General features: G+C 32.3%; 12 protein-coding genes. 5 read left to right on the top strand and 7 right to left on the bottom strand.

Features of this window, described 5'->3' with window-relative positions; translation table 11 throughout:
* Positions 1-102 precede the first annotated feature (102 nt).
* Positions 103-1,491: an arginine decarboxylase gene (locus ACZZZI_RS01140; RefSeq protein ID WP_316761524.1), complete on the bottom strand. Its 1,389-nt coding sequence runs from the start codon at positions 1,489-1,491 to the stop codon at positions 103-105.
* 628 nt (positions 1,492-2,119) lie between these two features.
* Between ACZZZI_RS01140 and ACZZZI_RS01135 the strand changes: the two genes are divergently transcribed.
* Positions 2,120-2,353 (top strand): hypothetical protein, encoded by a 234-nt coding sequence (locus tag ACZZZI_RS01135; RefSeq protein ID WP_316761526.1) that lies wholly within the window; start codon positions 2,120-2,122, stop codon positions 2,351-2,353.
* A gap of 100 nt (positions 2,354-2,453) precedes the next feature.
* Here ACZZZI_RS01135 and ACZZZI_RS01130 read toward each other — a convergent pair whose 3' ends face one another.
* The 6 genes from ACZZZI_RS01130 to ACZZZI_RS01105 form a co-directional block, all read right to left on the bottom strand.
* Positions 2,454-3,032, bottom strand: a complete 579-nt coding sequence (locus ACZZZI_RS01130; RefSeq protein WP_463488376.1) for a PhnA domain-containing protein — start codon at positions 3,030-3,032, stop codon at positions 2,454-2,456.
* A gap of 59 nt (positions 3,033-3,091) precedes the next feature.
* On the bottom strand, positions 3,092-4,003 hold the full coding sequence (gene ctlX / locus ACZZZI_RS01125; RefSeq protein ID WP_463488375.1) for a citrulline utilization hydrolase CtlX: 912 nt from the start codon (positions 4,001-4,003) through the stop codon (positions 3,092-3,094).
* A 72-nt stretch (positions 4,004-4,075) separates the two neighbouring features.
* Positions 4,076-5,524, bottom strand: coding sequence for an arginine deiminase family protein (locus ACZZZI_RS01120; protein WP_463488374.1), 1,449 nt, complete (start codon positions 5,522-5,524; stop codon positions 4,076-4,078).
* A gap of 207 nt (positions 5,525-5,731) precedes the next feature.
* Positions 5,732-6,454 carry a 3-keto-disaccharide hydrolase gene (locus ACZZZI_RS01115; RefSeq protein ID WP_463488373.1) on the bottom strand — a complete coding sequence of 241 codons (723 nt, stop codon included), beginning with the start codon at positions 6,452-6,454 and terminating at the stop codon, positions 5,732-5,734.
* A 191-nt stretch (positions 6,455-6,645) separates the two neighbouring features.
* A complete protein-coding gene (locus ACZZZI_RS01110; protein WP_463488372.1) occupies positions 6,646-6,948 on the bottom strand; it encodes a hypothetical protein in 303 nt (100 codons plus the stop codon).
* A gap of 456 nt (positions 6,949-7,404) precedes the next feature.
* Entirely contained in the window at positions 7,405-8,988 is a 1,584-nt protein-coding gene (locus ACZZZI_RS01105) for a 7TM diverse intracellular signaling domain-containing protein (RefSeq protein WP_463488371.1), read from the bottom strand.
* Positions 8,989-9,605: 617 nt separating this feature from the next.
* Here ACZZZI_RS01105 and ACZZZI_RS01100 point away from each other — a divergent pair.
* The 4 genes from ACZZZI_RS01100 to ACZZZI_RS01085 all read left to right on the top strand — a co-directional run bounded on the left by ACZZZI_RS01100 (position 9,606) and on the right by ACZZZI_RS01085 (position 14,043).
* The gene (locus ACZZZI_RS01100; RefSeq protein ID WP_316761545.1) at positions 9,606-10,001 is read left to right on the top strand and encodes a response regulator; all 396 of its coding nucleotides are present in this window, start codon (positions 9,606-9,608) and stop codon (positions 9,999-10,001) included.
* Positions 10,002-10,048: 47 nt separating this feature from the next.
* The gene (locus ACZZZI_RS01095) at positions 10,049-11,125 is read left to right on the top strand and encodes a sugar transferase (RefSeq protein ID WP_463488370.1); all 1,077 of its coding nucleotides are present in this window, start codon (positions 10,049-10,051) and stop codon (positions 11,123-11,125) included.
* A 75-nt stretch (positions 11,126-11,200) separates the two neighbouring features.
* Complete coding sequence (locus ACZZZI_RS01090; RefSeq protein WP_316761549.1) at positions 11,201-11,881, top strand: TolC family protein; 681 nt, start codon at positions 11,201-11,203, stop codon at positions 11,879-11,881.
* A gap of 23 nt (positions 11,882-11,904) precedes the next feature.
* Positions 11,905-14,043: an exopolysaccharide transport family protein gene (locus ACZZZI_RS01085; protein WP_463488369.1), complete on the top strand. Its 2,139-nt coding sequence runs from the start codon at positions 11,905-11,907 to the stop codon at positions 14,041-14,043.
* The last annotated feature ends 54 nt before the right edge of the window (positions 14,044-14,097 follow it).

The following is a 14,097-nucleotide window of genomic DNA, read 5'->3' as shown; positions in this document are numbered from 1 at the left end:
CAAAGAAAATAATTACAAAAAAAGCGCCAAGTAAATACTCAGCGCTCAAAGATTTTTATAGATTTAGAACCTGTAACAGACAACTCGTAACAGGAAACTCAATTAATAACCCAGAATTTTCAAAACTTGCTTACTATTTTGTTCTTCTCCAAAAACCTCAAAATTAAAGCTTTCATCGCGATTTCTGCGGATCAACACATGTTTCGGACTAGGCAACAAACAATGGTGAATACCACCGTAACCGCTCAATACTTCCTGGTAAGCACCAGTGTGGAAGAAACCTAAATACTGAACTTTACGTGTTTTTGGCATAAATACACTGTTCATATGCGCTTCCTGGTTGTAATAATCCTGACCATCGCAAGTTATTCCACCTAAGTTTACACGTTCATATTCAGCGTCCCAATTGTTAATTGGTAATAATATATATTTTTGGTTCAACGCCCAAACATCTGGTAAATTGGTAATAAAAGAACCATCGAGCATTAACCAACGCTCGCGATCATTTTGTTGCTTTCTACCCAGTACTTTGTATAAAATACCCGATGCTTCAGCAACCGTATATTTACCAAATTCGGTAATAATATCTGGTTCCATTACATCATGAATAGCACAAATTTCTTTAATCCTTTTTACAATCTCGTTAACCATGTATTCGTAATCGAAATCGAAAACCAATGAATCTTTAAATGGCATTCCGCCACCGATATCCAAAGTATCTAAATCAGGGTTAATTTTTTTGAATTTGCAATAAAGCGTTACATATTTCTCTAATTCGTTCCAGTAATATGGCGAATCGGTAATACCAGAATTGATAAAGAAGTGCAATAATTTTACTCTGAAATTCGGGTTATGAACGATTTTATTATTGTAAAAATCAATAATATCTTCCATACGAACACCCAAACGCGAAGTATAGAATTGCGAATCTGGCTGCTCTTCAGCCGCAATACGAATACCTAAATTACAAGGAGTATCAATATCAACCTCATCATCAAAAAGGTTAAATTCCTCCTTGTTATCCAATACAGGGATAATATTTGTATAACCATCGTGCAACATATCAATAATATATTGCTTGTATTGGTATGTTTTAAAACCGTTGCAAATAATGGTTGTATCTTTCGTTAAAACACCTTTTTTCTCCAAAGCATCAACCATTGGCATATCAAAAGCCGAAGAAGTTTCCAAGTGGATGTTATTCTTCAAAGCCTCCTCAACAATATGGCGGAAGTGCGAACTTTTTGTACAATAGCAATATTTATAATCGCCACGGTAATTGTTCTTTAAAATGGCAGTTTGAAAAAGAATCTTCGCTTGCTGAATCTTCTTACTCACCATCGGTAAATACGTGAAACGTAGCGGCGTACCGTAAGTTTCAATCATTTCCATCAGGTTTAAATCCTGAAAATATAATTCATCATCTATAACATCAAAGCCATCCTGTGGAAAGCCAACACTTAGATCAAGAAATTCTGAGTAACTCTGCATTTACTTTTAAATAATTTTTGCAAAAATGTAATTTTAAATCGAGAATTAATCGGTATTGAAAATATTTTTACTGTAGAGAAACGCAATATTTTTCTGGCAACAACCTCATCGCCTCATTTGTAAACAACTAATGTTAAAATGTGTTTAACCTATCTTTAAATAGATGCTGTTTTGTTCGGTAATTTCCAGCAGATTATGCGGCTTTCTCAGAAATATTTTTCTCGGATTTAATTGAATTGTTTTCTCCAGATTTGAGAAGATTTCGCAGAATAAATTTTTAAAAATCTGAGTTTATCATTCTAAAATCTGCGGAGTATATTTTTTCGAAAAGCAATTGCAGTGCTAATCGTTTCCAAAGTCCTGCCATTCGCTGTAGCCCTCGTAGAAAAACTCGGGGCTGCCGCTTCTGTCAGGTTTAAATTACTTATACAATTACTACTATTCAAGGATTGTTAAACGCCCAAATTCCCTCTTTTACAAGGGTGCTGGCAAGTGGGCTTTGGTTGATTCAGATTTTATTTAACTTAAAATCAAGTTGTTAAATAAAATTTAAATTTTTTTAAAGTAATTCTAAAGTTCAATCGTCTACAACATCAAAACTTAACAAAATCATTAAATAACCCCGATTATGATTTCGATTTTTAGAACTAATATTCAATCAGGAGTTGAATTAAGCAAAATAGCCCAACATTTAAATAATCTGCTTTCTGGTGCCACCTGGAGTGTAGATTTAGGAGATTCAGATAAAATTCTCAGAATAGATTCTAGCATCGATAAAATTGGCGATGCGGTTTCATTATTAACCAAATTTGGTTACGATTGCGAGAATTTACAGAATTTTTATGCGCCACCAGTTTGGTGATAAATCGATCGTTATTGCGAGGTATGAAGCAATTTTAATGCTTGTTTGAAAAGCTTACGTTGTAAGATTGCTTCGTTACTCGCAATAACGGAAAAAAAGATTATCCCTTTCTAAGAAATTTAGTAAGTATCACAATAGTTTGTCCCTCAACTTTACCTTCAATTTGTTCTGTATTATCATGAACGAGGCGAATGTTTTTTACAACTGTGCCCAATTTTGCGCTTAAGGTAGAACCCTTAACATCTAAAGTTTTTACTAAAACCACTGTATCGCCTTCGTATAAGCGTGTGCCGTTGCTATCTTGATGAAACTCTACAGTTCCATCTAATTCATGATCCCCAGTTTTTTTAGCCCATTCTAAGGTATCTTCTTCCAGATATAAAATGTCTAAACTATCTGCAGCCCAACCTTCATTTCTTAATCTGCTTAACATCCTCCAGGCCACAACTTGTACAGGTGCAAATTCAGACCACATGGTTTCGGTTAATATTTTCCAATGACCAGTATCTAATTGTTCCGTTTTCTCAATCTGATCTAAGCAAATTTTACAAACTAAAATACTATTATCAGTATTGGCATTGCTCGTTGGCGGAACTTCATATACAGCTAAATTTGTTTCCGCTGTACATAACTCGCATTTATTTCCTGAACGTATTTGTAACTCTTGTACTAATGACATGGTATTTGATTTTTCGGCGAAAGTACAAAACTAATTGGAATAAGCCCACGTGATATTCATCACTTTTCTGGTAAATGAATTTCTGCAAGCATACATCTTGCACTACCACCACCATTTTTCTCGATGGTGTAAATTGGTGCGTAAATAATTCTGTTATATTTTTCGAGCTTTGCTATTTGAGTGGTATTTAACGATAAAAATGCCTGTTCAGACATTACGAGTAAACTTTCGCCTTTAGCATTTGAAACCTGCAGCATATTTCCTGCAAATCGATTCATTTGGTCTAAACTGATTTCGATGATTTCCTTACCACTATCAATTAAAGATATTGTAACTTTTTCTCGCTCTTCTGCGTTTGGAATAGAATCCATACAAATGACTGCGAATTTATCGCCAATACACATCATCACATTGGTATGGTAAATTGGAAATTTTGAGCCATCAACTGCTTGGAAAGAAACAGCGCTATACCCACTTAACATGCAAAAGTTATTCAGTACTTCTTCATCTGTACGAACACTTAAGCAAGCATAGGCAACTTTATTAATTCTATCTAAAACCATACTACCAGTGCCCTCTAAAAAAGCAAACTGTTGCTCATAAAAGCTAATGTCAGTAATGTGGTTAACCTCAAATTTTTCTTTTAAGCCTTCCAAAATCTCGCTTCTACGTTCTTGTCTGCGGTTTTCAGAAAACATTGGATACAAATAAACAGAACCATCATCATGAAAGGAAACCCAATTATTCGGGAAAATGGAATCAGGAGTTTCAGGTTGTAAGGTATCATCTATAACGGTTACATCAACTTCATTTTTTCTGAGTAAGCCTACAAAGCCATCAAATTCTTCGAGCGCCAGCTTTTGAATATTACTTTCTGTAGAAGCAACCTGAAATTTATTATTGCCTGCTGTTTGTACGTTGAATTTAAAATCAACTGGGCGAATCATTAAAAGGTGGTTGGTTGTTTGCATAGGAGTTAAAAGTGTAAAGTTAAAAGTTTAAAGATTCTTGAGGGAGTGTTTTTTACTTTGAACTTTTTACTTTCAACTTAAGCTGTCTCTCAAAATTGGTAAGCTCATACAGTGGAAACCTCCTCGTGCACGAGATAATTCTGCTGAAGGCATTAAAATTAAAGTATCTGTCAATGTTTCTGCATCAACTTTTCCACTTTCTAAATCTTGAATTAAATCTTTAACATCTACAACATTAAAACCAGCAGCTTTAAAGGCCTCAACTGTTTTATCGTTCCTATCGTAACCTAAAACAACTCCTTCTTTAATAGCTAAAAGATTACATGAATCTGTCCACTGTTCTCTAGAATCATAAGGAAACTGGTTATTTCCACTGTAAATAATTTTAGTTGGCTCGTTGCTTTTCAAATCATTCTGACTAATGTCATTTAATAAAGCTTCAACATGTTCAAAATGTTTCGGTGCCTGCGGATTTGCTTTTGTAAACTGAATAGCTGTTGTAGCCTCCAGCTTTTCAGGTTCCTTTAAAAAGTTAATCGGCTCGTAAGGATTGAATTTTGGAGAATGTGCAATCGAATTTAAAATTACCCAGGTATTGCGTTTCACCTGTGTAAATACAGTGTCTAGGTGCATATAGTCGCGCTTGCTTGGTATTTTTACAACCGTAACTTTCTCTACCACATCGTTATCAAATAATAATTTAATGGCTTCATTTGCACCATGTTCTGAAGTTCGCTCGCTACAACCAATTAGTACGTGATTTTGACTAACCATCATCACGTCGCCACCTTCCAAAGTTGTACTGAAAGTGGGTTCATCTCCTGGCCGTAGAAAGTGCATCGTTACATCTGGAATTTCGAGAATGTTATTGCGATAACTTTCAAAAAGAGGATGGTTAAAGAAAATATAACGCATTAAAAGCGTTTCGCGAACACGAGCTTTTTTTGCAGGTTTATTTAATAAAATATGATTATTAATTGTTGTACCCACATCACGTGTGAAAATTAAATTCGGAATAGGGGCGAAAATCATGATATCGTTAGCTAGCGTACCAGAGATAAAAATTTCTGCAAGTTCCTTAGGATCAGTATTTGTTAATTCCATTTGCACTTTGTAAGTACAGCCCTCAATTGCACATACAGCAGCCACTAATTTTTTACGGATAGATTCATTTTCGAGCATTTCGCTCAGCAAATTCTGAATCTCGATTACTGATGTAGAATTATGAAAATCTGGGTGATTAGGCTTGTAAAAATTACGATTTCCTTCTTCTGAATCTATTTGTGCAAGCTTTCCTTTAATCTTTTCTGGATCGAGAAAATACATCAAAAGTTTAATGTAGTAATCATATTCGCCCTTGCGAATGGTATCTAAGTGTACTATATCTTCGAAAAGCCAATCTTGTGCTTTGGAAGGAACAACCTTGCCTAAACCACTATCTGGACTATGGATTAACAATTTTCGCAATCTACCGATCTCGGTGTTTACGCTCACTTTGAAATTTGGATTCTGCTCGCTCATAAATAAGTTAGTTATTGCAAATCTATCAGAATTTTTGGAAAACGTAAGGCAGAACAGCTATGATTTGGCTTTATTGCAAAGGCTTGATTGTTTTTACTTCTTTATCGTTTTCAGATAAAAATAACCAACTGTTGAATGCTGTGGCATTTCCCATATGCAAAATCAAAACAATCAAGAAGCCTAAAATTATAGGCTTCTTGATTATTGTTATAGGTTTTTTATTTTGATATTTTTAAAGGAAACTCCTTTGTTCCAGTCTTGAAGAGCAATTTGGCCTGACACAAATTTACCAAACTCAGGAAAATTACTGAAGCTAGTCGCAGCAATAGCTTCTCTCCATTCTTTTGTTTTAAAATCTTGTTTAGCAGTAAGAATGCCATTCAAATAAAATTCGATTACACCATTTTGTTGCTTTATAACCGATTGATTCCAGCTACCCAAAGGTTTTAGCTCCGCATTGTTCAATTGTTTAGAGAAATTATAAAGACAACCAGAACGTTTCATTTCCTTTTCGTAATCGTAGTGAGATTTCTCCAAAAGTTGATATTCTGGTCCTGAAGCCCATGCAGTTGGTATATCTTTACGTTCTAGTACGTTAATAAAAACACCACTATTACCTTCCTTGCTAATTTTCCAATCGAATTTTAACTCGTAGTTCTCAAATTTTTCATCCGTTACTAAATCACCGTGAGCGGCTTCTAAGCCAGGTGTACATTTTAATTCTCCATTTTTTGCAACCCAAACCGATGCTATTTTCCCTTGATTATAAAGATGCCAGCCTTTAGTACTTTTTCCATCAAACAAAAGTTTATAGCCTTCTTTTTGCTCTTGAGAAGATAACTGATTGTCTTTAACTTGGGCTATGCTACTTGAAATTAATGGAGTTAGTAAACAAAATGCCGCTAGCAATGAATAGAATTTTAGTTTCATGATTTATACCTGGGTTTAATTATTTTACAATTCTGGTTATTAATAAATTGTGAAACTAAAATACAGCAAAATTTTGCGATTTTGAAAGATAAAGCCTTTTCAAGAGGCTTTATCTTATAATAAGGAATTTTCGATGGGTTACTATGTGTTGTTACCAATTAGTTAGTAGATAATTACGATTCAAATAATAATTATAAATGCTTTTTTTTATTCAATAGATTGAAAAGTGCTGGATTATTTTTTGTTAAAAGATCTAACGAATTACGAAGGCTTTGATTTACTAAACTAATGTTGATAAACATGTGTCGGAGTTTTTCATTTTCATCTTTGATCTCCAATAATTCGTTTGCAATTTGTCCGTACAAAAGTATGTAATGGTTAAATTCATCCATATCTATTTTCAGTTCTGAACAAACCTCTTCGGGTTCCCTTCCAGTATAATATTCTTGTATTTTACTAATCAGCAATTCTGGTGCAAATTTCGATATCGTCATAACGTTCTATAATGTTTGTAGTTTTTTTGTTTTAAATAAATTTTTATTCTATTGCTATCCCAAAAAATACCACAACTCGTTAATGCGTAATTCTATTAGATGTTTGGTTTCAAGGAAAAAAAACGATTGATGTAATTTATATACTTTACTAATAACTAAACGTTAATTAATAAGCCATGTCGACAGCGGTAATTAAATCATCCCCATTTAAACCGTAATCTGTGACATGGCTATATAAAAGCAAACCAATTAATTTGAAGAATTTGTTTGGTTTTGGCAGCTGAGAGGCTGCCTGCTTCTATTTATATATTGACAAAGACGGTGCAGTTGATGATTTTCTGTGCTACTCGCATCTACTCACTTTCTGTAAGTAATTGTTAGTTAGTTTTTTATGGTGACTATGCTTTGTTTTATTAGAAATAACTTTCAATATTAAAATTTAACAACTGTCTATATTTAAGGACAACTAGGAAGTCCTAGTAGCCACAATTGAAGATTTACGCTACTTTTTAGTAATAATTTTTTCCTTAAACGGTACTTTCTACTTTCCACAGCGCGAACACTTATTTTACAAACTCTGGCAATTTCTTTGGTTTCGAAATTTAAACGCATATAAGCAGCAAGTTCTATTTCCACATTTGAAAGTTTAGGTTGAATATTTAAAAGTTCATTTACAAATGCTTCTTCTGTATTTATAAAAGATGTGAGAAAAGCAGGATCGTTGCTGTAAGCTAGTTTCTTTAGTTCTTGATGGTTAACTGGTGACGTTTCGTTTTTCTTATCACTTAGCTGGTTTTTATATTCTTCAAGCTGTTGCTGTAACACGATTCTCTGCTTTCTAGAGTGAGCGTTATATCTATTTAAAAGCCTGATACGTTGGCCAAAAAGGCCTGAACTAATTAATATGGCCTCGATTATACAAGCCAGATTTAGTAAATTAAATGAATAGTCTTCGAATGGAATGATATTTTGAAGGCAAAGAATTAAATAAACTGATACCAGCGCTACAGGAATCCATCCAATTACGAATAATTTAATCATTGGAAAACTTTTTCCATAACCTTTATAAACAATAACCTGTACACTGTGAAATAGAATAAGGAATGAGGTGAGAAAAGTAAGTGCATGAGTGGCTTTATTACTAATAGAAAGATCGCTGGGAATAGAAATAATTATTATTCCAATCCAAAGTGCAATAAGTAAATTGGAAATTAGGTAGGCATTTGGGAGCCTGTTTTTGAGTTTTAGAAAGTGGTTATTGAATAAAATAGTGCAGATATATCCAATCGCTACAAAAAGATGCGCATAGCGTAAAATTAACCGACCAATTTCTGGCCCTAATAATACACCATAACCTTGAAGATAGAGCACTGAGCCCAAAAAGTATAAGAAAAAAATTCTACCAATGTATAAAGCAAATAATCTACTTCGAGTAGCAGAATAAATAAACACATGCAGAATTAACATCATAAAGGCTAATCCAGTATAGATAATTTGAATGCTATATTTTTTCAGGATTGCATTGTTAAATGTATTCTCTGATAAAAGCTTTAAGGGAACAAGCAAGGTGTTTTTAGTTTGCATGCGAACATATAAAATTTTAGCTCTACTAGAAACGTCCTGTAAATCGAAAAGAAAACCTGTGCCGAATTTTTTGACATTATATTTTGAACCAAATATGCCAGATTTTACATGCTTTATTTTCGAGAACTTATCTAAATAATATAAATCGATAGAATCGATATTGGAATAATCAATAAAAAGATGAGGATTCTTCGCAGAAGAGTTAGTGAATTTGATCTTCATCCACCAAACATCACCAGATGTTCCACCATTAAATATTGTAGATTTAGTTCTTATGTATGCACTATCGGGTAAGTTTTGTACATAACTTATGTTATGCTTTGCTGATTTATCTTTCCAAAAAAATGCCTTATTACCAAGGTTAGAAAATATTGCATTATCAATATTCACAACAGGTTGCGCATAAATGCATTCGCTTAACAAACAGAAAGCGATAATAATAATAATGGTTCTCATTAAGAATAAACCAGAGTAAGCTAATCGGGGATGATGTATTTACCTCCACAAAAAGTAGAACATTATGATACAATTTCCAAATTTATCATGATAATTATTTACGATAAATAAGATTAAATTGTAAACAAACGTTTGCGTAAGCAAGTATTTAATAATAATTAATTATAATTATAAATTAAGGCGGTAAGATTGAAAATATAACTTAGATTTATTTATTGCAGCTGTAAGATAATTCTTTAAAAGATTATACTTACTCTCTATTCAAAAAATGCAATTAATGTAATATAACTAAGTCAATTTCTTGCTTTGTATATTGTCTGTATTTTATATGAAAAAACGGCAAAAAAATACTTATTTATGTATAATTACGTATACATAACATTATTTATGTAAATTTCATAAATATTCTTTTCTTGTTAAATAGTTGATTTTCAATTATTTGATTTGTAGCTGCAAGTATACATTATAGCCCTATTGGGCTATTGATTCTGAGGGGGGTAAAGTTCAAATTTAAACGTTTTGCAACAGCAAGTAAAACATACTTAAATGTTAAAATTTACATTCTCTACAATTTGGCTTTTGCTTAGCTAAAAAGTAGTTATTAATCCATCCCCCTTATGGAAAGTAGAAAAAGAATACAAATAGAAAACAAAAAGAGTATTTTAATCGTGGATAGCGAGCTAAATATCTTAAAGTTGTTAAGCTTTATACTGGCTTCCGACTACGATTTGACCATTAAGAATAGCGGAATTAAAGCACTGTCATGGCTAAGTATGGGGAACGATCCTGATTTGATAATATCAAGTTTGAGGATGCCATATTTTGATGGAAGCTGTTTCATTAAGAATCTTCGAATAAGCGGATTTTATAGAAATACACCCATTATACTACTTTCTGGTGCTGAAAATTTAGAATCGATAGTAAAATCGCTCACATTTAAAGTAGATAGCTATTTAGAAAAACCATTCAATCCAATTATACTAAGGTCAAAAATAGAGCAATTAACTGCTTAACTTAAAAATGCAAAGTACAGTTCTACTCTTTTAATTCCTCAATTTCAATGATAACAACTGCAATTGAACCCTCAATAGTTAACACCAAGATTGTATATTTTGGTAAACTTCTGAAAAGTTTAATTTCTGAGGAGCTTAACTCAAATATAAGTCAAATAGAATATCCAGATGATTTTCAAATCTATATGGATAGTGAACCACTGCTTAGCTTGCCAGATGTAATTATTATTGAGGTTGATGAAAATGATAATTGTTTTGAACAAGTAAGATATTTAAAAGCACATCCATTTCTACAAGGTTTGATTATTATCCTGTTAGGCATAAAAGATGATAATGATTGGAGGAAAAAAGCACTTCAATTAAAGGTTGATGATTATTATACTTTTCCTTTCCCTTTACAAGATTTTTACGAGCGTATTAATTTTTTAGTAAAGTTTAAGCTTATTAAACCTAAAATTTCAGATTTAAATCAAAAAATTGAAGGGAAATTTGAAGTTTCTTCACAAAAAAGAATTTTTGATATCGTGTTGTCTGCTATATCTTTGTTTTTACTCGCTCCACTATTTGTTATCGTTGCGGTAATAATCAGGTTAGAATCAAAAGGAAAAGTAATATATAAGAGTAAAAGAGTAGGTGCTGGTTATAAAATTTTTGATTTTTATAAATTTAGATCCATGCGTAAAGATGCAGACACAATGCTCCACACAATAAAAGATTTAAATCAATATGCTAAAAAGGATGAAAACTTTTCTGATAAAACAGCGTTTATGAAATTTAAAAACGATCCTAGAATTACCCAATTCGGATCATTTTTAAGAAAAACCAGTATTGATGAACTTCCTCAACTTATTAATGTTTTGATAGGAGATATGTCGATAGTAGGAAATAGGCCCTTGCCTTTATATGAAGCAGAAAAATTAACCACAAATGAGTGGGCTACACGATTTATCGGGCCAGCAGGACTAACAGGTTTATGGCAAATTAGTAAAAGAGGACAGAAAGAAATGTCTGAACGGGAGCGTAAGGAACTAGATAATTATTATGCCAATAACTACTCAATATTTTTAGATTTGAAAATAATTCTTAAAACTTTTCCTGCACTAATTCAAAAGGAACAAGTTTAATTGTATATTTAAACGTTTTTTGTTACATCCCAAAATTATATAAAAAATAAACCATTATAAACAACCCTATTATTAATGAAAACTCTACAAAAAATTACGCTTGCTTTCTTTGTATTTTTAAGCATTAACGCTGCCGCACAAGAAACAATTATCCCTGAAATAAAATATGCTGATCTAGAAAAGTATATTGAATTGGCAAAACAAAATTTTCCAAGAAAGAAAATGTTTGATGTCATGAAAGAAAGTAGTAAAGTTGCTATTCCATTGGCTAACTTATCTTATCTTGATATGTTTACGGGTTCATATTTTTACAGACCAGAAGACAGATCTGTACTCAATCCAGTTAATCCATATTCTGTAAATGGTTTCCAATTCGGAATAAATGTTAGCTTAGGTAATCTTCTAGCTAAACCTTTCTTGGTTAAAAAAGCAAAACTTGAGTACAAAGTTTTAGAATATCAGGCAGAAGAATATAATCTTACTATAGCTCAGGAAGTTAGAGGAAGATACTACGATTATATTCAAACTATAACTTTATTGAAACTGAACACGCAAATGGCTCAGGAAAATAAAGGCGTATCAGAAAGTTTAAGAAATCGATTTGAAAAAGGCGAAATTACTTTAGATGCTTACAATCAATCTCGAATAAATCAGTTTAATTCGATGCAGGCAAAAATCCAAGCTGAAACTACTTATCTAAAAGCAAAAGATTTATTGGAACAAATTATTGGTTCCAAGTTATCTGATGTAAAATAGTAAATAGCCTTTAAAATTTAAATATGGATATAAAAGCATTTTTAAAACTGGTTAAAAAATATAAATGGGTGCTAATTTTAGTGCCCATTATTGCTGTGATAATCACTTACTTTTTGGTTCAAAATTTACCAAAACAGTATAGCTCAGAAGTTCAGATTTCTACAGGTTTGCTAGACCCATCGAAAAAATTAATCTCTAGTGAGAATACTGATTTCTTTCAGATAAATCAGCAATTCAGTAATATTATGGAGAAGTTTAAGATGAAAAAAATCATCAATATACTCTCATATAATTTAATATTACACGATTTAGAGCAACCTAAATCTGCTTTTAGAAAATATAGTGATAAGATAGATTCTTTAAGTGCTGAACAAAAGCAAGAATTAATTAATCTTTTTAGGGAGAAATTGGCTACAAAATCAGTTTTAACGTTGGCCGATAATAATGGTAAGTACAAATTGTATGATATTGTTGAATCTATGGGCTATGGTGAAACTGGCTTAAAAAAAGAAATTGACATTAGTCATTCTGATAACAGTGATTTTATCAATATCGAATATGTATCAGATAATCCTAATCTTTCTGCATACTTGGTAAATACATTAGCTTCCGAATTTATTGTTAATTATAGTTCTGATGTTAATACCAATCAAAATAAATCGATCGGTTTATTAGATTCTGTTTTGAAGAAAAAGGAAGTTACCATGAATGCAAAAAATGGTTCTTTGTCCGATTTTAAAAGAAATAAAGGGGTATTAAATCTAAACGAACAATCGGCTACAGTTTATGCTCAAATTACACAATATGAGGGGCAAAGAGCTGATGCATTAAGACAAATTCAATCTACTCAAGGCGCTATCAATACTATTCAAAGTAAGTTAGATGGTAGCGACCCAAATATAAACGGTAGTAGCAGAGCTGATAACCGCGAAATTGTTAGTTTAAAGAAAGAAAGAGAAGCAGCAAATAATGCATTTATTGAAAATGGTTTCAGAGCTTCAGACCAAAAGAGAGTAGATTCTTTGACTAAAATAATCCAATCTAAGAGTAATCAAAACTTTGATGAAAATGTTTACGATCCTCGTGCATCCAAACAATCTTTAGGTGCTCAAAAAACACAACTGGAAATTGCTCAGCAAACGGCAAAAAGTAGCATCAGATCTATTGATAACGAACTTGCAAGTTTAAGAGCTAAATATAGTAGCATGGTGCCATACGATGCCGATATTCAGAATTATGAAAGAGAAGCTGATTTAGCTACGAAAGAATACATGACTGCCCTTGATCAATATACTCAATCGAGAAATAACCAGGCAATGGGTTTACGCCTGCAAATTGAGCAAGTTGGTTTACCAGGTAATCCAGAGCCATCTAAAAAAGTACTTTATCTAGCAGGTTCAGGCGCGGGTTCGTTTTTTATCTGCCTTGGTTATGTTTTCTTCGTGTTTATGCTTGATCATAAAATTAAAAGCGCTTCGCAATTGGCACATGCAACAAAATCAAATACTGTTGGTGTTTTAAATAAAATTGAGGGGAATGAAAGAAGTATTAGGGACATTTGGAATGATAAAACTGGAAATACCAATTATGAAATTTATCGGGACATGCTCCGATCTTTAAGGTTTGAAATAACCGAAAAGATGGATGCAGATAATAGTAAAATTTTAGGTATTACAAGTTTATTGGCTGAAGAGGGTAAAACCTTTATAGCTTATAGCTTAGCCTATGCTTTTGCTATGACAGGTAAAAAAGTATTGTTAATTGCAGATGAACTCCCTGTAGTAAAAGCAGAAAGTAAAGCACTTGCAACGAGTCAAAATTTTCAGACCTTCTTAATAAAGAAAGAAATTCATACAGAGGATTTGATAACAATAATGAATAAGAGCACAGCTCGTGAATCTTTATTGGAGATGCAAAGCATTAAGAGCTTAAAAGCTGGTTTCGATGTGTTAAGAGAAGAATTTGATATTATTATAGTAGATGTAAATAGTTTGCATGATATAAATATTGCAAAAGAATGGTTACTGTTTACTGAAAAGAATATATCTGTATTCGAATATGGAAAAGTTTTAAACGATAATGATAAAGAATTTGTTGATTATATTAAAAAGCTCCCTGGATTTTTAGGTTGGGTTCTAAATAAGACTTTAACAAGCAGCTAAGTAATTTGTTGTTTATACTATTATTTAGAAATTTTAAAGCTGTTCTTATTCGTA

It is taken from the genome of Pedobacter sp. AC190 (assembly GCF_979258025.1).
The sequence above is the reverse complement of the archived record's forward strand: the minus strand, read 5'-3'. Positions and strand labels throughout refer to the sequence as shown.